Origin of the sequence: Nesterenkonia pannonica (assembly GCF_019575955.1) — a bacterium.
GTDB classification, from domain to species: domain Bacteria; phylum Actinomycetota; class Actinomycetes; order Actinomycetales; family Micrococcaceae; genus Nesterenkonia; species Nesterenkonia pannonica.
In genome coordinates this window covers 476982-501462 of sequence record NZ_CP080575.1, presented here as the reverse complement: position 1 = coordinate 501462, position 24481 = coordinate 476982, and the positions used below count along the sequence as shown (strand labels likewise).

28 protein-coding genes and 8 pseudogenes are annotated in these 24481 nt (G+C 67.3%); 18 read left to right on the top strand and 18 right to left on the bottom strand.

The window, feature by feature from the left end; translation table 11 throughout:
- The first annotated feature begins 31 nt into the window (after positions 1 to 31).
- The gene (locus K0H76_RS03815) at positions 32 to 745 is read left to right on the top strand and encodes a hypothetical protein (RefSeq protein ID WP_258935324.1); all 714 of its coding nucleotides are present in this window, start codon (positions 32 to 34) and stop codon (positions 743 to 745) included.
- Between the two features lie 19 nt (positions 746 to 764).
- Here the strand turns inward: K0H76_RS03815 and K0H76_RS03810 are convergent, their stop codons facing one another.
- A complete protein-coding gene (locus K0H76_RS03810; RefSeq protein ID WP_258934524.1) occupies positions 765 to 977 on the bottom strand; it encodes a hypothetical protein in 213 nt (70 codons plus the stop codon).
- A gap of 247 nt (positions 978 to 1224) precedes the next feature.
- Between K0H76_RS03810 and K0H76_RS03805 the strand changes: the two genes are divergently transcribed.
- The 11 genes and pseudogenes from K0H76_RS03805 to K0H76_RS03755 all read left to right on the top strand — a co-directional run bounded on the left by K0H76_RS03805 (position 1225) and on the right by K0H76_RS03755 (position 9575).
- Positions 1225 to 1731, top strand: coding sequence for a hypothetical protein (locus tag K0H76_RS03805; RefSeq protein ID WP_258934523.1), 507 nt, complete (start codon positions 1225 to 1227; stop codon positions 1729 to 1731).
- Positions 1731 to 2033 (top strand): hypothetical protein, encoded by a 303-nt coding sequence (locus K0H76_RS03800; protein ID WP_258934522.1) that lies wholly within the window; start codon positions 1731 to 1733, stop codon positions 2031 to 2033. The genes K0H76_RS03805 and K0H76_RS03800 overlap by 1 nt, the downstream gene beginning before the upstream one ends.
- A complete protein-coding gene (locus K0H76_RS03795) occupies positions 2030 to 2353 on the top strand; it encodes a hypothetical protein (RefSeq protein WP_258934521.1) in 324 nt (107 codons plus the stop codon). The genes K0H76_RS03800 and K0H76_RS03795 overlap by 4 nt, the downstream gene beginning before the upstream one ends.
- 147 nt (positions 2354 to 2500) lie before the next feature.
- Positions 2501 to 3576: pseudogene (locus K0H76_RS03790) on the top strand (BMP family ABC transporter substrate-binding protein); the annotation flags it as partial.
- Between the two features lie 100 nt (positions 3577 to 3676).
- Positions 3677 to 5242: pseudogene (locus K0H76_RS03785) on the top strand (ABC transporter ATP-binding protein).
- An 86-nt stretch (positions 5243 to 5328) separates the two neighbouring features.
- Positions 5329 to 6473 (top strand): annotated as a pseudogene (locus K0H76_RS03780) (ABC transporter permease).
- A gap of 78 nt (positions 6474 to 6551) precedes the next feature.
- Positions 6552 to 7775 (top strand): annotated as a pseudogene (locus K0H76_RS03775) (ABC transporter permease).
- Between the two features lie 433 nt (positions 7776 to 8208).
- Complete coding sequence (locus K0H76_RS03770; protein WP_258934520.1) at positions 8209 to 8418, top strand: hypothetical protein; 210 nt, start codon at positions 8209 to 8211, stop codon at positions 8416 to 8418.
- The gene (locus tag K0H76_RS03765; RefSeq protein WP_258934519.1) at positions 8409 to 8663 is read left to right on the top strand and encodes a hypothetical protein; all 255 of its coding nucleotides are present in this window, start codon (positions 8409 to 8411) and stop codon (positions 8661 to 8663) included. The genes K0H76_RS03770 and K0H76_RS03765 overlap by 10 nt, the downstream gene beginning before the upstream one ends.
- Positions 8664 to 8667: 4 nt before the next feature.
- Positions 8668 to 9093 (top strand): inorganic phosphate transporter, encoded by a 426-nt coding sequence (locus K0H76_RS03760; protein ID WP_258934518.1) that lies wholly within the window; start codon positions 8668 to 8670, stop codon positions 9091 to 9093.
- Entirely contained in the window at positions 9045 to 9575 is a 531-nt protein-coding gene (locus tag K0H76_RS03755; protein WP_258934517.1) for a hypothetical protein, read from the top strand. Before K0H76_RS03760 ends, K0H76_RS03755 begins: the two co-directional genes overlap by 49 nt.
- Before the next feature lie 114 nt (positions 9576 to 9689).
- Here K0H76_RS03755 and pstB read toward each other — a convergent pair whose 3' ends face one another.
- The 9 genes and pseudogenes from pstB to K0H76_RS03710 form a co-directional block, all read right to left on the bottom strand.
- On the bottom strand, positions 9690 to 10469 hold the full coding sequence (gene pstB / locus K0H76_RS03750; protein ID WP_258934516.1) for a phosphate ABC transporter ATP-binding protein PstB: 780 nt from the start codon (positions 10467 to 10469) through the stop codon (positions 9690 to 9692).
- A gap of 39 nt (positions 10470 to 10508) precedes the next feature.
- Positions 10509 to 11422: pseudogene (pstA, locus tag K0H76_RS03745) on the bottom strand (phosphate ABC transporter permease PstA); the annotation flags it as partial.
- Positions 11419 to 11673 carry a hypothetical protein gene (locus K0H76_RS03740; RefSeq protein ID WP_258934515.1) on the bottom strand — a complete coding sequence of 85 codons (255 nt, stop codon included), beginning with the start codon at positions 11671 to 11673 and terminating at the stop codon, positions 11419 to 11421. The gene K0H76_RS03740 and the pseudogene pstA, both read right to left, overlap by 4 nt.
- A gap of 88 nt (positions 11674 to 11761) precedes the next feature.
- Positions 11762 to 12611, bottom strand: a pseudogene (gene pstC / locus K0H76_RS03735) (phosphate ABC transporter permease subunit PstC).
- Between the two features lie 316 nt (positions 12612 to 12927).
- A complete protein-coding gene (pstS, locus tag K0H76_RS03730) occupies positions 12928 to 14031 on the bottom strand; it encodes a phosphate ABC transporter substrate-binding protein PstS (protein WP_258934514.1) in 1104 nt (367 codons plus the stop codon).
- A gap of 261 nt (positions 14032 to 14292) precedes the next feature.
- Positions 14293 to 14826 (bottom strand): amino-acid N-acetyltransferase, encoded by a 534-nt coding sequence (locus tag K0H76_RS03725; RefSeq protein ID WP_258934513.1) that lies wholly within the window; start codon positions 14824 to 14826, stop codon positions 14293 to 14295.
- Positions 14823 to 15422, bottom strand: coding sequence for a hypothetical protein (locus K0H76_RS03720; protein WP_258934512.1), 600 nt, complete (start codon positions 15420 to 15422; stop codon positions 14823 to 14825). Before K0H76_RS03720 ends, K0H76_RS03725 begins: the two co-directional genes overlap by 4 nt.
- A complete protein-coding gene (locus K0H76_RS03715) occupies positions 15383 to 16159 on the bottom strand; it encodes a DUF4352 domain-containing protein (protein ID WP_258934511.1) in 777 nt (258 codons plus the stop codon). The genes K0H76_RS03720 and K0H76_RS03715 overlap by 40 nt, the downstream gene beginning before the upstream one ends.
- Positions 16117 to 16293: a hypothetical protein gene (locus tag K0H76_RS03710; RefSeq protein ID WP_258934510.1), complete on the bottom strand. Its 177-nt coding sequence runs from the start codon at positions 16291 to 16293 to the stop codon at positions 16117 to 16119. Before K0H76_RS03710 ends, K0H76_RS03715 begins: the two co-directional genes overlap by 43 nt.
- A gap of 332 nt (positions 16294 to 16625) precedes the next feature.
- On the opposite strand from K0H76_RS03710, the gene K0H76_RS03705 reads away from it, so the two are divergent.
- The 6 genes and pseudogenes from K0H76_RS03705 (at position 16626) to K0H76_RS03680 (ending at position 20664) form a co-directional block, all read left to right on the top strand.
- Positions 16626 to 17021: a hypothetical protein gene (locus K0H76_RS03705; protein ID WP_258934509.1), complete on the top strand. Its 396-nt coding sequence runs from the start codon at positions 16626 to 16628 to the stop codon at positions 17019 to 17021.
- Positions 17018 to 17485, top strand: coding sequence for a histidine kinase (locus K0H76_RS03700; RefSeq protein WP_258934508.1), 468 nt, complete (start codon positions 17018 to 17020; stop codon positions 17483 to 17485). The genes K0H76_RS03705 and K0H76_RS03700 overlap by 4 nt, the downstream gene beginning before the upstream one ends.
- Positions 17454 to 17777 (top strand): hypothetical protein, encoded by a 324-nt coding sequence (locus tag K0H76_RS03695; RefSeq protein ID WP_258934507.1) that lies wholly within the window; start codon positions 17454 to 17456, stop codon positions 17775 to 17777. The genes K0H76_RS03700 and K0H76_RS03695 overlap by 32 nt, the downstream gene beginning before the upstream one ends.
- 48 nt (positions 17778 to 17825) lie before the next feature.
- Positions 17826 to 18215 carry a response regulator transcription factor gene (locus K0H76_RS03690; RefSeq protein ID WP_258934506.1) on the top strand — a complete coding sequence of 130 codons (390 nt, stop codon included), beginning with the start codon at positions 17826 to 17828 and terminating at the stop codon, positions 18213 to 18215.
- A complete protein-coding gene (locus K0H76_RS03685) occupies positions 18185 to 18412 on the top strand; it encodes a LuxR C-terminal-related transcriptional regulator (RefSeq protein WP_258934505.1) in 228 nt (75 codons plus the stop codon). Before K0H76_RS03690 ends, K0H76_RS03685 begins: the two co-directional genes overlap by 31 nt.
- A gap of 72 nt (positions 18413 to 18484) precedes the next feature.
- Positions 18485 to 20664 (top strand): annotated as a pseudogene (locus K0H76_RS03680) (S9 family peptidase).
- 80 nt (positions 20665 to 20744) lie between these two features.
- Here K0H76_RS03680 and K0H76_RS03675 read toward each other — a convergent pair.
- From K0H76_RS03675 to K0H76_RS03640, 8 genes and pseudogenes are all read right to left on the bottom strand, one after another.
- A complete protein-coding gene (locus tag K0H76_RS03675) occupies positions 20745 to 21230 on the bottom strand; it encodes an inorganic diphosphatase (RefSeq protein ID WP_146340328.1) in 486 nt (161 codons plus the stop codon).
- Between the two features lie 41 nt (positions 21231 to 21271).
- Entirely contained in the window at positions 21272 to 21592 is a 321-nt protein-coding gene (locus tag K0H76_RS03670) for a M23 family metallopeptidase (protein ID WP_258934504.1), read from the bottom strand.
- Entirely contained in the window at positions 21586 to 21954 is a 369-nt protein-coding gene (locus K0H76_RS03665) for a hypothetical protein (RefSeq protein ID WP_258934503.1), read from the bottom strand. Before K0H76_RS03665 ends, K0H76_RS03670 begins: the two co-directional genes overlap by 7 nt.
- Positions 21955 to 21968: 14 nt before the next feature.
- Entirely contained in the window at positions 21969 to 22145 is a 177-nt protein-coding gene (locus tag K0H76_RS03660; RefSeq protein WP_258934502.1) for a hypothetical protein, read from the bottom strand.
- Positions 22146 to 22176: 31 nt separating this feature from the next.
- Positions 22177 to 22491, bottom strand: a complete 315-nt coding sequence (locus tag K0H76_RS03655; protein ID WP_258934501.1) for a helix-turn-helix domain-containing protein — start codon at positions 22489 to 22491, stop codon at positions 22177 to 22179.
- Positions 22492 to 22797: 306 nt separating this feature from the next.
- Positions 22798 to 23330 (bottom strand): annotated as a pseudogene (locus K0H76_RS03650) (GNAT family N-acetyltransferase); the annotation flags it as partial.
- Positions 23331 to 23358: 28 nt separating this feature from the next.
- On the bottom strand, positions 23359 to 23868 hold the full coding sequence (locus K0H76_RS03645) for a winged helix DNA-binding domain-containing protein (protein ID WP_258934500.1): 510 nt from the start codon (positions 23866 to 23868) through the stop codon (positions 23359 to 23361).
- Complete coding sequence (locus tag K0H76_RS03640; protein WP_258934499.1) at positions 23868 to 24062, bottom strand: hypothetical protein; 195 nt, start codon at positions 24060 to 24062, stop codon at positions 23868 to 23870. The genes K0H76_RS03645 and K0H76_RS03640 overlap by 1 nt, the downstream gene beginning before the upstream one ends.
- Positions 24063 to 24481: the final 419 nt, after the last annotated feature.

Genomic DNA, 24481 nt, shown 5'->3' with positions numbered 1-24481 from the left:
CGGGGCAGGGATCGTCATTGCTGGGCTGCTGCTGTTCGCCACCGTCTCCCAATGGCGCCTGGGATGGGCAACGATCGCCCTGGCTGCCGCTGCGGCCGCCGTCTCCACCCTCGTCACAGACCGGTCCCAGGCGGAGAACACCTCCGGGGGCAGGTCGCCGTCGATGAGCCGATCCCACTGGCGAGCACTGGCATGGCCCTTCGCCGCCGCGATCCTGGCGGGCGCCTCAAGCGCCGGCATATGGACCTTCGGCCGCACCATCATGGCGGAGACCTCGGGCGGCGGCGAGGTCTACTCCGTCATCGCGTGGATGCTGCTGGGCGGCTTCGGCGTGCTGGGACTAGGGGCGGGCCACGCCGTACACGCGCTGAGCCTGCGCACATCGTGGAGCAGCATCACCTTCGCCATGGGGGCCGCCACCGTGGTGCTCGGCTCAGCGCCAGGCTCCATGGCAGCGGCGTACGTCTCTGCGGCCGCGTTCGGCGCGACCTATACCGCTGTCTCGGGCCTGCTCATCGTCTGGGCTGAGCGGGCGGTGCCGGACCGCGCCGCGACGGGCACCGCCGCTCTGTTCATCGCACTTGCGGTGGGACAGGCGGCGGGCTCCGCGATTCTGGGACTGCTGCTGGATCCTGCCTCTCCAGCCCCGGCGTTCATCGTGGTAAGCATCTTCGCGGTGCTGGCCATCCTGCCCACGCTTCTTCGCAGTGAGGCGGGGCTGGGCCTGACCCACCGGGCCGAGTAAGCCGCACGGTGACAGCCCGTCACTGCGAGCGATCGTTCTCCGTGTCCTGATCCTCAGCGATCTTGTCCTGCTGCTGGTTGTCGCCGCCCTGGCGGTGCTCCGTCTCCGCGTCAACATCTACGACGCGCGACTCGTCCGTCTCTCCTTCGAGGAGCTCCTCAGTAAGCGTCTCCTCCGTCCGCTTACGCGAGTGGTCGCCGGGCTGGGGCTGCTTGCTTCTCTGATGGTCCATCGGAAGGATCCTCCTGGTTGCGGCCTCGTGCCGACGACGTCGTGCTGATGTCATGCTGACCGTTCTATGCCCGCCGGTCAACAGCCGCCCTGCGGTGGTCAGCACTGCGGCCGGAGAGCCCTACGCAGAGCATGCAGAGGATGTAGCGTAAATCGTGCAGAGAATGGAGCGTAGGGCAGCGGTTTCCCCGTCCGCAGAGGCCGCCCAAACTTGACCTTGGACCGGTAGGAGGGTGGATCGTATACCCATGACATCGCATCTCCGCCTTGCCGCAGCCGCCGGTGCCGCCGCGCTGGCGCTCGCTGCCTGCGGGGACGACGCCGACGACGGCGCGGCCAGCGCGCCATCCGCCGCCGACATGGAGACCGTCACCGAGACCACCGACGCCCTCGAGAGCGAACGCCCCCAGCCGTGGACAGGCGTGGAGGAGTCTGGGGAGGCGGAGCTGCGCTTCACCACCTGGATGGGGAACCCCGAGTGCTACGGCATCCGCTACGAGGCGGAGGAGGACGAGGACGAGGTGGCCGTCGCGCTGATCACCGGTGTCCTGCCCGATTCCCCGGAGGTGTGCACCACTGAAGTCGTCGAGGCCGAGATCACCGTGCCGCTCGAGGAGCCGCTCGGTGACCGCGAAGTCGTCGAACTCGAGGATCTCGACATCGAGGACAGCCGCGTCGATGCCGAATACCCCGAGCAGGACGACGAGAACGACGACACCGAGGTTCAGGACCCGGCCGAGGCGGATCAGCCCTGATGGCCTCCCGTTCCCACCACCGCCCTTCACTGTCCGACCCGGCCAGCTTCGACCGCAGAGAAGGCGGAGCCGATCCTGCCGCGATCTCCCAGGCAGCCCATGATTCGGCCCACGCCCTGGTCGAGGCCGGGCGCAGCGCCGGGGATCCCGATCTGACATCACGATTCGTCCGCCTCGCCGAGACCGAGGGCATCGACGCCGTCGCCGAGCTGTGGTCCCACTCCTCCGCCCATTCTCTGGTAAGCTCGCTGTGGAGGATCTACGCCCTTCGCACCGCCGTGCACGCCTCCCCGAGCGCATGAGCGAGTACTACCAGCTGGGGCGTTCGCACTCGGCACCGCACGCGATCGCAAGCATCGCCGATCCGCCCACCGCCGAAGAGATGACCCGCCTGGCCGACCGGGTGCTCAGCGGCATGCACGACGGCGACGTCGACGTGGCCTTCGACCGAGCTGCCGCATTCTGCCGGGTCATCGCCCGCGGCCAAGCCCTCTGGGCCGATCAGCGCGGAGTCTCCTCCGGCGACGCCCAGCGCCTGACCTCCCGCGCCAACCAGCTGGTCCGCACCGCCGAGGAGCTTGAGCTCTCGGCCCGCTCATACCGAGTAAGCACCCTGGACTGAGAGGGCGTCAGCCTCGTCCGTCGACGTCACAATGTCGTCGCCAGCGGCCAGATACATCGGAGAAACACATCCGGACGTAAGATTCTCTCCAACGCTGCGTGAACGGGCGCAGCCGTCACTCACATCGCACCATCCGAGGAGCCCACCATGAAGCCCATCACCGCCCGAGTAAGCATCGCCCTGGCCGCCGCTGCCGCACTGACGCTCTCCGCCTGCGGCGAAGCCCCGATGAGGAGAACGGCGACGGCGAGAACGGCGAGGCTGCCGAAGACGTCGACTACACCGCATGCCTGGTCTCCGACGAGGGCGGCTGGGACGACCAGTCCTTCAACCAGTCCGCCTACGAAGGCCTGCAGGCCGCCATCGACGACTTCGGCATCGATGACCAGACCGCAGAGTCGCAGTCAGAGGCCGACTACAGCAGCAACGTCGACGCCATGGTCCAGCAGGGCTGCGACATCGTCTTCGGCGTGGGCTTTCTGCTCGAAGAGTCCCTCAACGCCGCAGCCGAAGCGAACCCCGACACCGACTTCGCCCTGATCGACGAAGTGTTCTCCGAGGAGCACGAGAACGGCAAGCCGCTGGTGTTCAACACCGCAGAGGCGGCATACCTCGGCGGCTATGCGGCCGCCGCTATGACCGAGAGCGGCGTCGTCGGCACCTGGGGCGGCATCCAGATTCCCTCGGTGACCGTCTTCATGGACGGCTTCGCCGCGGCGTGGAGCGCTACAACGAGGACAACGACGAGGACGTCGAGCTCGTCGGGTGGGACAAGGACTCCCAGAACGGATCCTTCTCCGGCGACTTCTCCGACCAGACCCAGGGCCAGCAGGTCACTGAGCAGCTCCTGGCTCAGGACGCCGACATCATCATGCCTGTCGCCAAGCAGCAGCAAACTGGGCGCCGGACCGGCCATCGAGTCCGCAGACGCCCGGATGATCTGGGTCGACTCCGACGGCTACGAGTCCACCGAATACGGCGACATCATCCTGACCTCGGTGCTCAAGCAGATCTCCCAGGCCGTCTACGACACCATCGAAGAGGGTGCCAACGACGAGTTCAGCAACGAGCCCTACGTCGGCGACCTGGAGAACGACGGCGTCGGCCTGGCGCCCTTCCACGACTTCGAGGACGAGGTCCCGGAGGACGTCATGGACGCCCTCGACCAGATCACCGAGGAGATCATCTCGGGCGAGACGGTCATCGACAGTGAGAACGCCCCTCCGAGGATGACGCTGAGGCCGAAGAGGGCGACGCCGACGAGGACGAGTGACGAGTCTGTACGAGCGCCGGACCCAGGCACGCAACGCATAGGTCGCCGACGTGAAACTTGAGCTGCGGGACGTCACCAAGAGGTTCGGCTCCTTCACCGCCAACGACAGCATCAGCCTGACCGTTGAGCCTGGGCAGATCCACGCCCTGCTCGGTGAGAACAGGGTAAGCAAGTCGACCCTCATGAACACCATCTACGGCATGCATTCCCCACCTCGGGGACATGCTCCTGGACGGTGAGCACGTGAGCTTCGACGGCCCCGGCGACGCCGTGGCGGCCGGGATCGGCATGGTGCACCAGCACTTCATGCTGATCCCGGTCTTCACCGTGACCGAATCTGTGGCCCTGGGCTACGAGCCCACCTCCGGCGTCGGCATGCTCGACTTCGCCGCCGCCCGCCGCAGGGTCGAGGAGATCTCAGCCCGATTCGGCTTCGATGTGGACCCCGACGCCACCGTCGAAGAGCTTCCGGTCGGCGTCCAGCAGCGCGTCGAGATCATCAAGGCCCTCGCGCGGGACGCGAAGGTCCTGATTCTCGATGAGCCGACCGCCGTACTGACCCCGCAGGAGACGGATGAGCTCATCAGCATCATGCGTCAGCTGAAGGAGGCTAAGCACCTCCATCCTCTTCATCACGCACAAGCTGCGCGAGGTGAAGGCAGTGGCGGACACCATCACCGTCATCCGCAGGGGCGAAGTGGTCGGCTCCGCGCCGCCCAGCGCGTCCGAGACGGAGCTCGCCTCCATGATGGTCGGACGCGAGGTCAGCCTGACCACGCAGAAGGAGCCCGCACAGCCCGGTGAGCCCGCACTGCAGATTCAGGGCCTGACCGTGCTCTCCAGCACCGGCAAGGTGACGCTGGACAACGTGACGCTGGACGTGAGGGCAGGAGAGATTCTGGCCGTGGCCGGTGTGGACGGGAACGGCCAGACCGAGCTGACGGAGACGATCCTGGGCGCCCGACAGCCAGCCTCGGGCGACATCCTCCTCAACGGCACCAGCCTCAGGGCGCGCAGCATCAAGGAGCGGCTGAACGCGGGCTTGGGCTTCGTGCCGGAAGACAGATCGACCGACGGGGTGATTGCGGGCTTCTCCATCACCGAGAACTTCGTCCTGGACATGTATGACCAGCCGCCCTACGCCTCCGGGTAACCATGAGGCCCTCGGTGATGCGCGCGGCCGCCGAGGAGCAGACCGCACGCTTCGACGTGCGCATGGGAACCGTCGACGACCCCATCAGGACCCTCTCGGGCGGCAACCAGCAGAAAGTCGTGCTGGCCCGGGAGATGAGCAGATCCCTCAAGCTCTTCGTCGCCTCCCAGCCCACGCGCGGGCTGGACGTCGGCTCCATCGAGTTCGTGCACCGCACCATCATCGAAGAGCGTGACCGGGGCACCCCTGCCTGATCGTCTCCACCGAGCTCGATGAGGCGCTCAACCTGGCCGACCGCATCGCTGTGATGTACCGCGGACGGGTCGTCGGCATCGTCGGCCCGGACACGCCCCGCGACGTCATCGGACTGATGATGGCCGGGGTCCCCGCCGATGAGGCAGCACGCACTGCCGCAGAGCACCAGACGGCGCTCTCCGAGGTGGACGAGGAAGTGGACGGATGAGTCAGGAACACGCCCCGAAGAAGCCCGAGCAGAACGGCGCCTCGCTCGCGGACGCCGAATCGAAGCTCGCCCGGGCCCTCAGAGAAATGGGCCAGTCCTCTGCAGTCGTCTCCCTGCTGGCGGTCGTCATCGCCCTTGCGGTGGGCGCACTGCTGATCCTCGCTGCGGATCCCAGTGTCCGGTCCACCGTAAGCTACTTCTTCGCCCGGCCCGGCGACTTCTTCGTCACCAGCTGGACCACCGTCTCGGAGGCCTACACGGCCCTCTTCCGCGGCGCTGTCTTCGACTGGACCGCGCCCGAGTTCTCCCGTGCGGTTCGCCCCGTGACCGAGACGATGACCAACGCGGTGCCGCTCATCCTGTGCGGCCTCGGCATCGCCATCGGTTTCCGGTCCGGGATGCTCAACATCGGCGGACAGGGCCAGATCATCCTGGGCGCCACGTTTGCAGGCTTCCTGGGCTACACGCTCAGCATGCCCGTAGGCGTCCACATGCTCTTCGCCCTCTTCGGCGGACTGCTGGGCGGGGCCATATGGGGAGGCATCGCGGGCGTGCTCAAGGCGCGCACCGGCGCGAACGAGGTGATCGTCACGATCATGCTCAACTACATTGCCCTCTACCTGCTCGCATACCTTCTTCAGCAGCAGTGGTTCGTCCAGACCGGATCGAACCAGCCCCGGTCCACCGGCGTCGACGAATCCGCTCGCCTGTTCGGGCTGCTCGGCGACGGGTTCCGGCTCCACGCCGGCTTCCTCCTGGCCATCCTGGCCACCGTCTTCGTCTGGTGGCTGCTGGAGCGCTCCACCCTCGGATTCGAGATGCGCGCCATCGGCGAGAACCCTCACGCCGCCAGGACCGCCGGCATCTCGGTGCCCAAAGCCACTGCGATGGTGCTGATCATCGGCGGCGGGCTCGCCGGGCTCGCGGGAGCCGCCCACGTGCTGGGCACCCAGTACTCCCTGACCGGCGGAGTCGCGGCTCCCTGGGGTTCGATGCCATCACCGTGGCCCTGCTCGGCCGCTCCAAGCCCCTGGGCACATTCCTCGCGGGCCTTCTCTTCGGCGGACTGCAGGCCGGAGGCGTGCTCATGCAGGCCTCCACTGGAACGCCGATCGACATCATTCTGGTGGTCCAGTCCGTTATCGTGCTGCTGATCGCGGCACCGCCGCTGGTGCGCGCCATCTTCTTCCTCCCTGATCCGGAGAGGCCGGGCAGAAAGATCCGACAGTAGGCGCCAAGCGCTCACAGGAGGTCTCCGCATGAGTGTGACCGCCCAGGAGAGGCCACTGCGCCCGCCCCACTCCAGCCGATCAGCTGGAAGTACCCGATCACCTACCTGATCCTCGCCCTGGTGAGCGTGCTCTTCCCGCTCTCCGCCTCGACAGGCAGCACCACCGTGTTCCGGGTCGCCAGCGCCCGGGACTTCATCGAGATACCGCCGATCACCGTCCCCTCACTGGCGGGCGGAATCGTGTGTGCGGCGCTCCTGGCGGCCCTCACCGGCTATGCCTTCAGGCGGGCAGCGGCCCGGCAGAGGACGCAGCTGTTCGTGCCCATTCTCTTCGGGGTGACCTTCGTGCTCGCCTTCCTGCTGTGGGCCGGATCCGGCAGCGGAGCGGTCATACCGCTCACCACCATGCTCACCGGCGCCCTGGCCCTATCCGTACCGCTGATCTTCGGGGCGCTCTGCGGGCTCGTCGGCGAACGCTCCGGAGTCATCAACATCGCCATCGAAGCTCAGCTGCTGGTGGCGCCTTCCTCGCCGCCGTGGCCGCCTCGCTGGTCACCAACGCCTACTTCGGGCTCATCGCCGCCCCGTTCGCCGGCGCAGCAGTCGGCGCGATGCTGGTGTTCTTCTCGGTGAAGTACCACGTCAACCAGATCATCGTGGGCGTGGTCCTCAACGTTCTGGTCATAGGGCTGACCAGCTTCTTCTACTCCACCCTGCTCACTGAGAACCCCGGCGTGTGGAACGCTCGCCAGCAGCTGGACCGACTGCCGATTCCGCTGCTGTCTGAGGTGCCGGTCATCGGCCCCGTGCTCTTCAACCAAACGGTGCTGGTCTACCTGATGTACGCCGTCGTCATCATTCTGCAGATCATGCTGTTCCGTTCGCGGTGGGGCTGCGCATCCGCGCTGTCGGTGAGCACCCCAAAGCCGCAGACACCGTCGGCATCAACGTGAACAGGACCCGCGTCCGCAACGTCATCCTCGGCGGCGCGATCGCAGGGCTCGGAGGAGCCGCCTTCACCATCGGGCAGGGACTCGCCTTCGGCCCCGAGATCTCCGTAAGCCAAGGCTTCATCGCCCTCGCTGCGATGATTCTGGGCCGCTGGAAGCCCGTGTCCGCCCTGCTGGCGGCGCTGCTCTTCGGCTTCTCCACCTCGCTGGGCAACACTCTCTCCGCGATTGGGACCCCGTCGCCTCCGAGATGCTGCTGATGCTCCCCTACGTCATCACCATCTTCGCCGTGGCAGGATTCGTCGGCAGGGTCCGGCCTCCCGCGGCCAACGGAACTCCGTACATCAAATAGCCCATCGCAGGCCACCGTGGCCTGCCCGCCGACGGGGCAGAGCGCCGCCTCAGACCGCTTGACGGCCTGGGATCACAGGCCCCAGACTGTATGGGCGGTGCCGGGCTGCTGGTAACCCCGGGCTCCAACCATTAGCCGCTTCGAGCGGCCACGCGCCGTGAGGCGTTCCCAGTCCGGCACCCACCCTCCCCTCAGCTGTTCACCTGCGGGCTATAGACTCAGTACCCGTAGTTCACCTGATATTCATTCCTAATGCTGTGGGGACGCATGATTGCTCTGAACAGGGCGCGCCATGATGGGCTAAGCCAACCTGCTCGCGGAAATAGCCGACGAGCTCCAATCCGGAACCGCACTCCTCGCCGAACTGCTCGGCACCTCCGCCTCAGAGCGCCTCTCCCGGCGCGAAGGGCTGCTCTCGCTGGAAGGCCGGGCCATGGACAAGCACCTGGCTCTGATGACCCAGATCCGGAGCGTCTTCCTCACCCCGATTCCGCGTGAGGACGTCTACTCGATCTCCGCCTACCTCAACCGCGCCATGGAGCACCTGATGGCTGTGGGGATCTGCTCATCACCCGCTCGGGGCTGGCTCTGCCCGAGCAGGCTCACCAGCAGCTTGAGGTCCTCAGCCGGGAGGTGGAGCTGACCGCCTCTGCGCTGAGGCGCCTGGACGATCTCGACCATCTTGAGGAGTACTGGTCACAGACCCAGCGGCTCACCAAGCAGGCGAACCGCGGCCATCGCGAATGGTCCACCTCCACCGACGGGGCGCTGCAGCCGGGCGTCGCACTGCAGCACGCGGAGCTCGCCTCGGAGATCCTCGCCGCAATGCACGCGCTGCGCGACGACGTGGCCACCGTGTGCGGTTCCATCGTGGTGCGGGAGTCCTGAGCAGGTGGAAGTCCTCCTGCTGATTCTGGTGGGGGCGCTCATGCTCCCCACCCTGTACCTGGCGGGCCTGCATGATGTGCCCAACGCCATCGCCATCCCTGTGCGCACCCGTGCGCTGACAGCCAGGGCTGCCACGCGCCTCGCCGCCGGGTGCACCGCCGCAGGCGTCCTCACCGCCCTGCCCATGGGCCTGTACCTGTACAGCTGGTTCGACGTTCCCGACATGCCTCCCGCCATGACTCTGAGCGTGGTGCTGGCAGCGCTGATCACGGCCCTGGGGTGGCAGACGCACACGTACTTCCAGGGCATGCCCACCTCGAACACACATGTGCTGCTCTCGGCCCTGCTGGGCGGAACCCTTGCCGCAGGGCTCATCTCCGGGTGGACGGCTCCGAAATCCTGCGCCTGCCGTGGCTCAACCCCCTGCTGACGCTGATCGTCTCGCCGGTGGCGGCGTTCCTGGTGGCCTACCTGCTCGTCTTCGCCGCCGCCCGCATCGTGCGCGGCGAAGAGGCCGAGCAGATCAATCGCACCTCACGGGCGGCCCAGTGCGTCAGCGCCGGGCTGACCAGCTTCGGCACAGGGATCCAGGCGGGGCAGCGGTTCCTCATCGTGGCGCTGATCGCCCTGAGCGCCGCCGACATTCCGCAGGGCGCACCGATCCTCGCGGCACTGACACTGACCTTCGCTCTGATGATCGCGCTGGGCTGCCTCAACGGGGATGGAGGATCGGGCACGTGCTGGGCCACCGACTGGTGGCCATGGACCCGCTGCGCGGCATGGTCAGCACCACCACCACGGCCGGACTGCTGGTGGTGGGATCCTTGGCGGCGGCACTTCCGCTGTCCACCTCGTTCACCGCCGCATCAGCGATCATCGGTGCCGGATCCAACCAGCGCTTCGCCACCGTGAATTGGCGGCAGTTCCGACGCATCGTCCTCTACTGGGCCGTGACGCCCCTGGTCGGCATCGGCGCGGCGGCCGCCATCACGGCCGGGCTGAGCACCCTGGTCTGACGGCCTCTGCTCAGCCGAACTGACCGGTGACGTACCGCTCTGTCTCAGGGTTGCTGGGGTTGTTGAAGATCGTGGCGGTGTCGTCGTACTCGAAGAGCTCGCCCGGCTCACCGGTGCCTCGAATGTTGAAGAAGGCCGTCTTCTCCGAGACGCGAGAGGCCTGCTGCATGTTGTGGGTCACCACCACGATGGTGTACTGCTCCTTCAGCTCGGCGATGAGGTCCTCAATGGCCAAGGTGGAGATGGGGTCGAGAGCCGAGCAGGGCTCGTCCATCAGGATCACCTCGGGCTCCACCGCCACGGCTCGTGCAATGCAGAGGCGCTGCTGCTGACCTCCTGAGAGCCCAGAGCCGGGCTTGTCGAGCCGATCCTTGACCTCGGCCCACAGGTTGGCGCCGCGCAGCGCCCGCTCGGCAATGTCGTCCGCATCGGACTTCGACAGCCGGGCCCCGTTGAGCTTGTACCCGGCAAGCACGTTCTCCCGAATGGTCTGAGTCGGGAACGGGTTGGGCCGCTGGAACACCATGCCGACCATCGACCGGACGGTCACGGGGTCCACTCCGGGCCCGTAGATGTTGTCGTCGTCGAGGTACAGCTCGCCCTCCACGCGGGCACCGGGGAGGACTTCATGCATCCGGTTCAGACTTCGCAGGAATGTGGTCTTTCCGCAGCCCGAGGGCCCGATGAACGCGGTGACGGATTTGGGCGCCACCTCGATGCTCACGTCCTTCACAGCAAGGAAGTCGCCGTAGTACACGTTGAGGTTCTTGGCGGTGATGCTTTTCGACATCTGTTCAGGTCACACTTTCTTCGGGAGCTTGGGTTAGGCTCAGCGGCCGGACGTCTTCGGCGCAAACAGGGTCGCGATGAGCCGAGCGATGAGGTTCAGCACCATCACGATGAGGATCAGCACGAGAGCAGCGCCCCAGGCGCGCTCCTGCGAGAGGTACTCCAGCTCCCCGGACCGCCGAAGGGATACTGGAAGGTCTGATAGATGAAGACCGGCAGCGACATCATTCCGGAGGCGTCGAACATGTTCCAGTTGACGCGGCTCAGTGTGCCGGCGGTGAGCAGGATCGGGGCGGTCTCCCCGATGACGCGGGCGATGGCGAGGGTCACTCCCGCTGCGATGCCGGAGATGGCCGTGGGAATGACCACCTTGAGAATGGTCCGCCACTTGCGCACACCGAGGGCGTATGAGGCCTCACGGAGCTCGTTGGGCACCACACGGAGCATCTCCTCGGTGGTGCGGACCACCACGGGAATCATCAGCACGCACAGTGCCACGGCGGCAGTGATGCCCATCCCGTAGTTTCCGGCTCCGTAGCTCCACAGACCGATCTGCCCGCCGATCGCGAGGATGCTCTGCATCGCCGCCGCACCGAAGAGGCTTACCACGATCGAGGGATTCCAGTCATGACATCCACGAAGAAGGTGATGCCGCGGGACAGGGGCCGCCGCGGGAGTATTCGACCAGGTAGATCGATGTGAGCAGGCCGATGGGCACTGAGATGGCAGTAGCCGTCAGAGTGATCATCAGCGAGCCGACGATCGCGTGTCGGATGCCTCCGCCCATCGGCTCCTCGCCCGCGTGGATCGCCATCTCAGAGCTGCGCCGGGCGTGCATCTGCATGTCCTGGGTGAAGAACCCTGTGTTCATCAGGCCTGTGATCCCGTCGGCCGTCACAGACCAGATCACGGAGATCAGGGGATGAGCGCAAGACCGAAGGCCAGGTGGATCAGGATGCGCCACATGCCGTCGACTGCCTTGCGCCTGCCCAGCCTTCGACGCTGCACTCCGTAGCTGATCGCCACGAACGAGGCCGCAGAGAAGATGACCCACAGGACCAGGAGTACTCCACGGACTCGAAGCCTGTGTTGGCTGTTCCTACCAAGACGGCCAGTCCGAAGCCGACTGCGACTCCCGCCGCGGCGGCCGCAGGGGTGAACCAGGTAAGCATGCTGTTTCCGCGCAGGGATCCCGGGCGAATCATGCGGGTGGGGCTGCCCGGCCCCTTAGCAGGGGACCGGCAGGGCCCGCCACGGACGTGGCTGTGGGGATTCTGGTGTCGGTCTCAGACATTAGTTGGCTCCCGAGAATTCTTTGTTCCGCGAGACCACCCAGCGGGCGATCACGTTCACGACCAGGGTGATGATGAAGAGCACCAGCCCCAGAGCAATCAGCTCGTTCCAGAGCGTCGACAGCGGCGGCGCCTCCCGAACTGGTTGGCGATCTCGCGGGGATGGTGGAGTTCGACGCGGAGATCAGTGAGAGCGAGAAGCCCGCACCCGAGAGCACCATGACGACGGCCATGGTCTCGCCGAGCGCCCGTCCGAGCCCGAGCATGATTCCGGAGATGATTCCGGCCCGAGCGAAGGGCAGCACGGCCATCCTGATCATCTCCCACCGTGTGGCGCCCAGTGCGAGCGCGGCCTCCTCGTGGAGCTTGGGGGTCTGGATGAAGATCTCGCGGCTGACGGAGGCGATGATGGGCAGAATCATCACCGCCAGCACCACCGAGGCGGTGACGATCGTCCGCCCTGTGGCGGAGGGGCTTCCGCCGAAGAAGGGAATGAAGCCGAGGTTGTCGCTGAGCCACTGGTAGAACCCGACCATCTGGGGAGCCAGGACCAGCCAGCCCCACGCCCCGTAGACCACCGAGGGAATCGCGGCGAGCAGGTCAATGATGTACCCGATCGTCTTCGATGCCCTCGGCGGGGCGTAGTGGGAGATGTAGAGGGCGACGCCTACGGCGACGGGAGTGGCAAGGATCAGTGCCATCACGGCGGCGACGACTGTGCCGATGGCGAAGGGCCACGCGTATCCGAGGAACTCTCCTACGCGGAATCCCTCATCCTCCTGATACACCGCACCGATGGAGTTGTATGAGAGGAAGATCGCGACGAAGGCGAGAATGACGAGAATCAGAATGCTTAAGCGGACATGGCCAGTCGGGCGAAGCTGCGATCGACTCGCGCTCCGATCCGGTCCCCGAGATGAGGCGGTTCTCGCTGCGGCTCGGGGCCGAGGCGGTGCCGGGTGTGCTGTGGTCGGTGGTGGTCACCAGGTCTCCTGTGCCAGAGGCGGTGCGATGTGCGGACTGCGGTGCAGGAAGCGGTGAGGCGGCCGGACGCGTGCGCCCGACCACCTCACCGCGATGTGCTCAGCGTCGATGATCAGCCTGCGGAGATCTGGTCGATGGACTCGTGGGCCTGCTCGATCAGCTCATCCGAGAGCGGTGCTGCGCTTAAGCGATGTCGGCGGCGAGCTGCTGGGCCTCCGAAGAGGTGATGTAGGCGGCGAAGGCACGAGCCAGCTCGGCCTCGTTCTCGTCGTCGTACTGGTTGCACCAGATGGTGTAGGTCACCTGGATGATGGGGTAGGTGCCGTCCTCATCGATGTCGCGCGCGAGGTCGAAGCCCAAGTTGTTGTCCGCTCCGCCGCTCTCGGTGTCAGAGGCGGCCAGGGCTTCCGCAGCAGCTTCGGGGCTGGGGTAGGCGTACTCTTCGCCGACCTGGACGTTGACCGTGGTGAGGCCCGCGTCCTCCACCTGCTGAGCGTCTGAGTAGGTGATCGCGCCCTGGACGGACTCTGCGGTGCTCAGCACGCCGGTGGTGCCGTCGCCTGTCTCTGCGGTGACTTCGCTGGGCCAGTCGCCGTCCGCCTCGTAGTCCCACTCGTCGGTGCCCTCAGCGAGGTACTCGGTGAAGTTCTCTGTGGTGCCGGAGGTGTCGGAGCGGTGCACCACGGTGATGGATTCCGAAGGCAGGTCGACGCCGTCGTTGTGCTCTGCGATGGCCTCGTCGTCCCATTCGGTGATCTCTCCGGAGAAGATCTGGGCGATGGTGTCGCCGTCGAGGTTGAGCTCGTCAACGCCGTCCAGGTTCACGGCCACGGCGATGGGGATGATGGCGGCGGGCACGTGGAAGGCGCCCTCGTCGCCGCAGCGCTCGAGGGAGGCTTCGTACTCCTCCTCGTCCATCAGGGCGTCGGAGTAAGCGAAGGAGTCGGCACCGTTGAGGAAGTTGGACCGGCCGTCTCCTGAGCCGACGGCGTCATAGTCGACAGGGACGCCTGTTTCGATCTCGAACTCGGCGGTCCACTCCTGAATGGCGAGCTGGAAGCTGGAGGCACCAGAGCCGGAGAGGTTCCCGGACAAGGCGGAGTAGTCGATGTCGAGCTCGTAAGCGGCGGCCTCAGCGTCTCCTGCACCGTCCTCGGAGCCGGTCTCTGCGGCGCCGTTCTCCTCGCCGCCGTTCTCCTCCACGCCGGTGTCGCCGGTGTCGCCGTTCTCCTCGGCGTCGCCCGTGTCGTCACCGCAGGCAACAAGTGCCAGAGATGCGACGGACATGATGGCCGCAGCGCGGCCCAAAGCCAAAACGTTCACTGGTGTCCCTCTCTGAAGGATTCATTCTCCGTGCCCATCAGGTGCTTCACGGAGCCCTTGTCGTGCTCTTCTCGGCCCTCCCGCGTCCTGGTCGGCTGGCGCCTGAGAACAAGGTGCGCGGGGCGAACCGCATGTCAGGCTAGGGACGCCAGATGACCGGCAGTCAGCTCATGCGTGAACGACAGATGAACGTATGGGGAACAGATGGAGGGCTGCGAGGCCCCGTCAGAGAGTGAGGAACATGCGCGTGTTGCCCAGCGTGTTGGGCTTCACGCGCGCGAGGTCGAGGAATTCGGCCACGCCCTCGTCCGGGGAGCGCAGCAGCTCCGCGTACACCTCGGGGTCCACCGCTTCCTGCCCTTCGCCCAGCGGCTCGAAGCCGTGGCGCGCGAAGAACGCGGTCTCAAAGGTCAGGCAGAAGACCCGGGTGACGCCGAGGCTCCGGGCGCGGTCGAGGAGCTGGTGCAGCAGGGCGGCTCCGAGACCGCTGCCGCGGGTGGTGGGGCTGGTCGCCAAGGTGCGCACCTCGGCGAGGTCCTCCCACATCACGTGCAGGGCGCCGAAGCCGACCACCTCCCCGTGGCCGTCCTCAGCGATGAGGAACTCCTGGATGTCCTCGTAGTAGGCCACCGCGTCCTTGGGGACGAGCACGCGCTGATCGACCAGGGGCTCGGACAGCGTAAGGATGGCACGCACATCCCGCGTGCGGGCGGGCCGGATGCTGTAGGGCGGGGGCGGGTCCGCGCTGCGCCGACTCATTCGGGATCAGCCCCTTCCACAGTGAAGGCGTGCGGGTAGGAAGTAGTGCCGGAGACGCTGACGGTCAGCTGGTACTCCCCGCTGGGGATCGCTGCCGGTGCGGAGCAGTCCTCGGAGGAGTCGGAGCAGGGCCAGTTGAGGTCCGCACGGACGGTCTCACCGGCGGAGAAGTCGCGCTCAAAGGATTCGTAAGCGATGTCGCATTCCTCTGTGGTGAAGATTTCGGAGCCGTTGTGGGAGACACTCCACGTCTGCTCCGCGGTGCCGACCTCGATCGTGCACTCGCTGCCGGAGACATTGCGGACCTGCATGATCATCCGCACCGCCTCATCGGCCGCGTACGCCTCGGCGTGGGTGTTGGCGGTGACCAGCACATCGTCGGGGTGGCAGTGCCCCTCGGGCACCTCGTCCGGCTGATCGGCGTTGCCGGTCTCAGCGTCCTCGTCCTGCTCCGAGTCCCCGCCCTCAGGCGCCGGAATGTCGTCCTGGCTCTGGTAGGCGTCCTGCTGGTCGGTCTCGTCCTCACCGGTGCCCATGAGTGAGCTGACGACCCAGATCACCAGGGCGAGCAGAAGCACACCGAGGACCGCGGCCACCAGCTGGCGACGACGGGCCACCTGGGGCGAGGACGGCGGGGGCTGCTCATCCCCTCAGGGTAGAACGGCAGCAGCCCCACGCCGCCCACGCCACTCGGCGAACCATCCGATTCGCTCGGATCAGCTGACTGAGACGAAGACGGTGTCGCCGAACATGTCGGCGGTGACAGCCAGCACTCCGGCGTCCACGTCGTCCGCGGGGACCTGAAGGGCGATGTTCCCGGTCTCGGAAGCGCCCTCGTAGAGGGTGGTGAGGAGTCGAAGGCGTCCGGGGCCACAATCAGGGCATCGCCTTCGGTGAACGTGTTCCCCTCGGGCGAAACATACTCGACGCTTGCCCAGGGCATGTCGCCCTCTGCATCGCTGCCGACGTACTCAGCGGTGATGTTCACCAGGATGTACGTCTGCCCGTCCTCAGGGGCCTCGTTGAACTGGTTCTCGGCCATCACCTCATCTGTGGCCTCGAGGTCCACGCTGTTCACGGTGACTGTCCAATCGCCGCTGGACACCTCGGTGCCCAGCGGATGGGGGTTCTCGCGGGTGCCCTCCACCTCGGCGCCGCCCTCCTCCTCCGGCTCCTCCGCCTCGTCTTCGGGCTCCGCGGCGCCCTCTGCGCTCTCACCCTCAGCATCATCCGGCGCCTCGGCGGTGGTCTCGGTGCTGAAGCTCTCATCGAAGGCGTCCGCCACCACCATCAGAAAGATGACGACGCCGATGACCGTGCCGATGACCGACACGATGACGGCGGCGATGCCGCGCCGCGCCGCCTTCCCCTGAGGAAGAGGGATACGAGGCCGAGGATGAAGGCGATGGGCAGGAGGACCCAGCCGACGATGAGCGCACCCGGGATGCAGGCGAATACGGCGCCCACCAACGCGATGATGAGGGCGACGATGCCCAGGGTGTTTCTGCTGGGGCTTTCGGCGGCGAGCTGGGGGCCTCGGTCTGGTGTGGGAGGTCATCATGCACCTGTCTTCAGTAGGGAACGAGAAGTGCGCGGTCTGCGCTGCTGCTCAGCCTGCCCGGATCTTAAGCTCCCGCTGGACGGGGATCAGGCGGACCCGGATGCCCGATCGGGCACAGTGCGCGCCCCGATCCGGCCTGATGAGAGGCCCGGCGCGCTCAGTAGACTGGCGGAATGACCCCAGCAGCCGCCGCCGAGCCGCTCTGCGCGCACTGCTCTCAGGCGCTGCGGTCGTGCTGATGATCGCTGTCGGCATTCTGCTGCTCACCAGCTCACTGATGACGTCCGTCCGGGCCATCGACCCGCACACGGACGAGGTCACCGACTTCGGCGTGGTCCAGTTCATGCTGGGTACGCTCGTGCTGCTCACCCTCCCCTGGTACCGGCGGCTGCCCAGCCTGCTGCTGTGCGCCGGCGCCGCGAACGCACTCATCGTGCAGGCTGATCCTTTGGTCCTGGCCGTGGGCCTGACCGTATGGATGGCACGGGCGCGCCAGCGCTGGCATGGGGCGGTGGCCGCAGCGGGAGTCGCCGCCATCCTGGCGAATGCCGCCATCCACCTCAATGCCCTGAGGGGTGGCCCGACGAGGACTACCAGCGCACAGGCCAGCTGCTGGTCGCCGCGATGGCCGTGATCTGCCTGGGCCTGGTGGTGGGCATCGCGCTCTGGGCGCGGCTGCGCCGCTCGGCGCAGCAGGCTGCGGTCGAGGCCCGAACGGCCCAGGACAGCGCCGAGGAGCTCAGCGGCGAACTGGCTCGCGAGCGGGAACGCCAGGAGCTGGCCCGCGAGGTCCACGACACGCTGGCGGGCAGGCTCTCCGGACTGTCGCTGCAGGTGGGCAGCCTGGAGAAGAGCGCTCAGCGCGGCGAGGTCCAGCATCTCGACGACGCGCTGCGCACCACCCGCAGCTACGCCGATCAGGCCCTGCTCGACCTCAGGACTCTGCTCACCTCACTGCGGGAGGGCGGCGCCGCTCCTCGGCTCCCACCAGAGCGCCCGCCGGGGCCAAGACCTCCAGGACCTGTTCGAGGATGCTGTCTCTGCGGGGCTCAGCCTGCGGCCCTACGTGCTGCTGGACGGATACTCCTCCGCGCCTGAGGCCCTGCAGCGCGGCATCTTCCGCATCACCCAGGAGGCTCTCACCAACGCCCTGCGCCACAGCTCGGACCGTGCCGCAGACTGCCGCATCGTGGGCGACCCGGAGCGCGGGGTGCGCCTGGAGGTGAGCAGCCGCAGCAGCGGCCCGAGCACCTTCGCCGGCGGCTCAGGCACCGGGCTGATCGGAATCCGGGAACGCGCCGAGCTGCTGGGCGGCCGCGCCGACGTCACCCACGAGGACCACATGTTTCACCTGCGGGTCGAGCTGCCCTGGGGCCCTCCGGATCCCTGAGACTGACCCGCCTGCGGCTCATCCGAGCCAGCCGATAGACTGCCGGGCGTGCAGATCACGGTGGCGATGGTGGACGACGACCCGCTGGTGCTCGACTCGCTCCGACGCATCCTCTCCGAGCATTCCGACCTCAGCCTGGTCGGCACAGCCTCCACCGGCGTCGACGCCCTGCAGCTGGTCCGCACCGTCAGGCCCGACGTCGTCCTCATGGACCTGCAGCTGCGCGGGGAGATGGACGGAGTGGAGGCGACCCGCGCTCCGCAGCTCCCTGAGCCCGCCCGCTGTTCTTGCGGTCACCAGCTTCGACACCGAGGTGTACATGCGCGGCGCCCTGGAAGCAGGTGCCGCCGGGTTCCTGCTGAAGAACGATGCCGCCGAACGCCTCGCCTCAGCGATCCGGATGGCCCGTGCAGGGACCCGATGATCTCCCAGCCCTGACCTCCCGGCTGATCTCCAGCTACATCGCTCCGCGCACCGACCCGGTCTGCGAGCATGCCCGCGCCCAGGCGGAGAAGCTCTCCGAGCGGCAGATCCAGGTCGCTCAGCTGGTCGGATCCGGCATGACCTACGGCGAGATAGCCGAGGAGCTGTTCATCTCCCCAGCACCGTCAAGAGCACGATCAGCCGGGCGATGAGCGCGGTCGACGCCGACTCCAGCGCACAGCTGGCCGTGCTGGTGGCTCAGGCGCGCCTCGATCTCTGATGGAATGGCAGTCATGACGACGACCACTCCGCCGCAGGCCAAGCAGGTGCCCGTCGAGCGCACCCATCACGGCGACACGTTCACCGATCCCTACGAGTGGCTGCGCGAGAAGGACTCCCGAGGTCCGTGCGCACCTGGAGGCCGAGAACGCCTACACCGATGCGGTCACCGCCGAGCAGCAGCCGCTGCGTGAGGCGATCTTCGAAGAGATCAGGCACCGCACCGTCGAGACCGACCTTTCCGTCCCATCCCGCCGAGGAGGCTTCTGGTACTTCTCCCGCACCATCGAGGGCGAGCAGCACCCCATCTTCTGCCGGGTGCCCGTTGAGGACCCGGAGTCCTGGGAGCCACCGCAGGTGGAGGCGGGCGTGGAGCTCGACGGTGAGCAGGTCTACTTCGACACCAACGCCGAGGCCGCCGAGCACCCCTTCTACTCCATCGGCGGACTCTCCATCAGCGCCGACGGCAGCCTGCTGGCCTACACCGAGGACACCAGCGGAGATGAGCACTACACCCTGCGCCTGCGGAGCCTCACCACGGGCGAGAACCTGGCCGAGCAGGTCGACAGCGTCCACGGAGGCGGCCTGCTCGAGCCGACGGGCCAGCGCGTCTACTACATGGTGGCGGACGCCGCCTGGCGTCCATACCGGCTCTACCAGCACACGGTGGGCACCGCCGCCGAGGAGGACCGGCTGCTGCTCGAGATAGGCGACGAGCAGCTGTGGACCGGGTTCGGCCTCTCCGCGGACAAGAAGGAGCTGGTCATCGTCTCCGGCAACTCGGAGTACAACGCCACCCGCACCCTCGACGTCTCCGACCCCTCCGCCGAGCCGCGGCTCCTCGTCCCCGAGACGCGCCGCCTGCTGCACAGCGCCGAGCCCATAGAGCTCGACGGCGAGCGCCGCATCGTCCTGGTCCACAGCGCCGAGGGGCCCAACAACTCAGTCTCCCTGACCACTGCGGAGGAGCTGGAGGCCCAGATCGGCGCTGAGACCTTCAGCCCCGGCAGGCCCCTGCTCTCCCATGAGGACACGGTGAAGGTCGATGAGCACCTGATCGTCACCGCGTCCCAGGTGCTGGTGACCGCACGGGTCGACACGGTCGAGTCGGTCTTCCTGCTCCCCCTGGACACCATCCGGCAGGTGCGCGACGGCGGGGCGCCGGTGGCGCCGTCCTCACTGGACTCTCCGCAGTTTGAGGAGGAGCTGTACACGCTCAGCCTCGCTGCGGCCGAGTATGAGGCTCCGATCTTCCGGGTGGTCTACACCTCCTGGCTCACCCCGCCGCGCATCTACGACATCGCGCACGACGATGTGGCCGCGCCGGCCCTTCGGCGCCAGACGCCCGTCCATGATGTCGACCTCGACGCCTACCGGACCAGCCGCGTGTGGGCCACGGCCGAGGACGGCACCCAGGTGCCGGTCACGGTCATCCACCACCGGGACGTGACCGCCGACGGCACCAACCCGCTGCTGGTGTACGGGTACGGCTCCTACGAGATCAGCATGAACCCGGTCTTCGGCATCGCCCGGCTGAGCCTGCTGGACCGCGGGATCGTGTTCGCGATCGCGCATATCCGCGGCGGCGGCGAGCTGGGCCGGGCCTGGTACGAGGCGGGCAAGAAGCTCGCGAAGACCAACACGTTCACCGACTTCATCGCCGCCACCGATCACCTCGTCGCCCAGGGCTGGGGCGCGGCTGACCGTGTGGCCGCCCTCGGCGGCTCTGCTTACGGACTCCTGATGGGCGCTGTGGCGAACATGGCTCCTGAGAAGTACCGGGCGATCGTGGCGCAGGTGCCGTTCGTCGACAACCTCACCACCATCCTCGATCCGAACCTGCCGCTCTCAGCCTTGGAGTGGGAGGAGTGGGGCAACCCCATCGAGGACGCGGCGGTCTATGAGCTGATGAAGTCCTACGCCCCTATGAGAACGTCCGTGACACTGCATATCCGGCGATCGCGGCCGTCACCTCGCTGCACGACACCCGCGTCCTCTATGTGGAGCTACCAAGTGGGTGCAGGCCCTGCGCGAGCATCAGCAGGGTCAGGCGCCCATCGTCTTCAAATGTGAGATGGACGGCGGCCACGGCGGCGCCTCGGGACGGTACGAGCAGTGGAGGGAGCGCGCCTGGGACTACGCGTTCCTCGCACATCACTTGGGGGCCGCTGAGCCCGTGCGCTGATCGGCCCGTCGAGGCTCAGACGCGGATGAGCCCGCACCCCTTCCGGTGGGTGCGGGCTCATCTCATGGAGCAGGGGCGTCTCAGCCCTTGTAGCGCTCGATGCTGCGCTGCAGCTCGGCTTCGGCCTCTTCACGGCCTTCCCATCCTTCGATCTTGACCCACTTCCCCGGCTCGAGGTCCTTGTAGCGGGTGAAGAAGTGCTCGATCTCCTTGAGCAGCTGCTCGTCGAGGTCGGAGAGCTCGGTGATGCTGTCGAAGCGCTTGTCGTCCGGGACGCATATGAGCTTGGCGTCGCCTCCGCCGTCGTCGGTCATGTTCAGCATGCCGATGGTGCGGGCCTCGACGACTACGCCGGGGATCAGGTCGACGCCGGGGATGCAGACGAGCGCGTCGAGGGGGTCGCCGTCCTCGCCGAGGGTGTCGTCGAAGTACCCGTAGTGCGTGGGGTACTGCATGGACGTGAAGAGGACCCGGTCCAGGCGGAGGCGGTGGGTCTCATGGTCGATCTCGTACTTCACGCGGGATCCGGCAGGGATTTCGATGGTCACGTCGCGGACTGTCGCCACGGCTCCTCCTTGGTGTGGGGTCTGAAGACTCGGCGTTCAGCCTACAACGCACGGAAGATCTGACCGTCGCGCGGCATGCCTTCCAGGGCTGACCTCTCAGGCGCCTTGGCGTGCTTCTGCCATTGGGGGTCGATGTCCTCCAGCTCGATGTTCGTCCAGCGCATCGGGATGCCCGCTGCGGCATCGATGACGGGATGGTCCATCAGCTGCACGTGCAGGTGCGGCATCGACGTGTTGCCGGTGTTCCCGAGCCGTCCGATCAGGTCGCCCTGGGCGACGCGCTGGCCCGGCCGCACCGTGACGGAGCCCCTCTTGAGGTGGGCGTAGGCGGCGCAGGTGCCGTCGTCGTGTGCGATCACCACCCGGTTGCCGAAGATGCCCCGATAGCCGAACAGCAGCTCGCGCACCGCCCCTCGACAGTCATCATCCACAGCAGAGTCGGCCATGTGTTGCGCGCACGCTGGTCGCGCTGGCCGTCCGCCGTCTCCGTCACGGTGCCGTCGGCCATCGCACGGATGGGCGCGCCGAAGCACGTGAACTCCTCAGGTCGGCTGCCCCGCCAGCCCCGCCGGACCAGCGGAGGGTTCTCGTCGGGCTCATGGTGGGTCGGGTGTGTGATGTCCGCGGCGCTCAGCTGCCCCCGCGACCGTGCGCCGCCGTGGCTCGGAATCTTCTGGCCCGGACTGTTCACGGCAATCCATCGTCCTCGCACCGGGGCGGCCACCTCGACGGGCTCCTTCACCGGCGCGCGCGGGGCCACCCCATGGCGGCGGAGAGCAGCACGATCGCCCCGATCACGGCCAGGACCCATACGAGTCCTCCGGGAGGGCTAATGAGCCCCAGCATGTCGGCGAGGATGCTCAGAAGCGCAGCCATCAGCAGCGCGGTCCACAGCCTTCTCAGGCGTGCGATCATCCGCCTCATCGGTCGACCGCCAGCAGAGTGGTCAGCAGGGGACGACGCGAGCGGCGGGCACCTCGTACCGCCCGCCGCCGACGGAGCGCAGCCATCCTGCGGCGGTGAGCTGCTTGATGTGGTGGTAGATCTGCCCGCTGGTGCCGAACTCGCCAGTGCCCACCAGATCCTGCACCGTGTCCGCGTCGCTCATGAGCCGCTGCACGATCCGCAGACGTGCGGGATGCCCCAGAGCGGAGAGCGCTTCGGCGCGCTCCGCGAAGTCCGAGTCGAAGAACGCCTCAGCAGGCGCGGCCATCTGCCAGCGCGCATTGGCCCCGTTCGGCGTCTGCACGGAGTAAACCATGAGCACCCCGCCCGGTTCGGGGAGACGGGAACGCAGCCCGTCCAGAGCCCAGAGGGTGCCATCGGCCCCGACCCGGCCTCAGTCTCGACCGGAGCATGCCGCTGCTCCTCCAGTGCGGCCACCCGCCGCTCCAGGGCAGCTATGCGCTCGTCATGACTCATGGCGACATAATACATGTTTTACGTAATTACGTAATATGCGGAACGCACCTGTCTGCGGTCTCCGGCCTCTTACCTGCGGCAGAGCTCGCCGCGCCTTCAGCATCAGCTGAGGGATCAGCGCCTGGTGAGCCGATGGTGGAGGTACTTTCACCGCGGGCCACTCCGAATCAAGGATCGAGAAGACGACGGTGTCCCGCAGCGTCCCATCCGGCAGGATTCGGTGGTTGCGGAGCACCCCGTCCTGCTTGGCTCCGAGCCTGGCGATCGCCGCACGGGACTGGTGATTGTGCCAATGCGTGCGGAACTCCACCGCAATGCAGCCCAGCTCCTCGAACGCCCGCTGCAGAAGCAGCAGCTTCATCGCGGGGTTGATGCCGGTGCCCTGCACCTTCTGACCGAGCCAGGTGGAGCCGATCTCCAGACGTCGATGAGCCAGGTCAAAGTTCAGATAGGTGGTCATCCCGACCGCGCTGCCGGTGCGACGCTCGACGACCGCCCACGCGGCTATGTCGCCCTCGGCCTGCTTCTGCAGGCGCCGCTCGATCTCCTCCCCACGGCTTCGGGCGCCGGAACAGAGGCATACCAGGTGCGCCACAGCTCACCGGGCACCACCGCCTCTGCCAGGTCCGCAGCGTGCTCCGCGGCGAGCGGCTCCAGCCGCACAGGCCCGTGCTCCATAGGCGGCGCGGCCAGGCAAAGATTCCGCTCACTCATCGATCCCGCCTTCGCTGGGCTGATGCACCATCTGCACGCCCAGCTGGCGGGCGAGTGTGGCGGCGGCAGCTGCGCTGCGAGCTTCTGCGCTGCGCCGCCGGACACCCGGTTCGTGCCAGGTCTGACCCACCACCAGCTCCCCGGCGCGGCGCCGGACGTCTGCTCGCCCGATCAGCTCGTTCCCGGAGAGCAGCCCCATGACGTAGTGGCCGTAGATCCGCTGATCGCGGGGCACATACGCCTCGAACCGGTAGTCGAAGCCGAAGATCCGCTGGGCCCGGCCCCGATCTCTCAGCAGAGGGTCAAAGGGCCCGATCAGCCGCGCATGGCTGACCGGACCCAAACCGGGCTCCGGTGCGCCGCGCTCCACCGTCTCAGGCGTCACGTATGCGAGATCCTTCCAGCCCTCGACCGCAACCGGCAGCAGGCCTGCCGCCTCCACGCCCTGGCCAGCATCGGCCCGGCTGACGTGATAGTGATGGGCGAAGTCGGCGACTGTCATCACCCCAGCGCGCCGGCGGCGCGGCGGGCCAAACCGGCCCTGAGCTCATCGGCAGGCAGCTGCTCGGCCTCGCGCACTCCGGGCGGCAGCGCCCGCTCCGGCAGATCGAACAGCCGCACCGCACCTCGGCGCGCCGTGATGACCAGATCCCCATGCGCACCATGAGCTCCGTCGCCTTCTTCACCTGAGACCACTGCCATCCGGCAGTGCGCTCCGGCCCGAATTCGCTCTCAACAGTTCCGGTGGCCACGCCCTGCGGGTGCTCGGCCACCAGCTCCAGGATCCGATCGCGCACTCCCGCCTCGACCTTGTGGCCGTGACGGGCTCGGACCGCTTCCCTGCGCAGGCGCAGCAGCGGCCAGTCCTGCACCGGGAAGACGCACGCCACCTTCGTGAATGCTTCGAAGGAGGCAGGGCCATAAACGGCCGGATCCGGCCAGAGCGCCGCGTCCACCTGCTCCGCACGCGCATGGCCGGACAGCCGGGTCAGGCAGGTCAGCCGCTGGGCGGTGGAGACCCGGGTCAGCGGGTCCAGCTGGATCAGTCCGAGCTCTCGCAGCACCTCAGCGGCGTCGCGGTGCTCGCCTGGGCCGCCCGGGGCGGGGATCCCCTG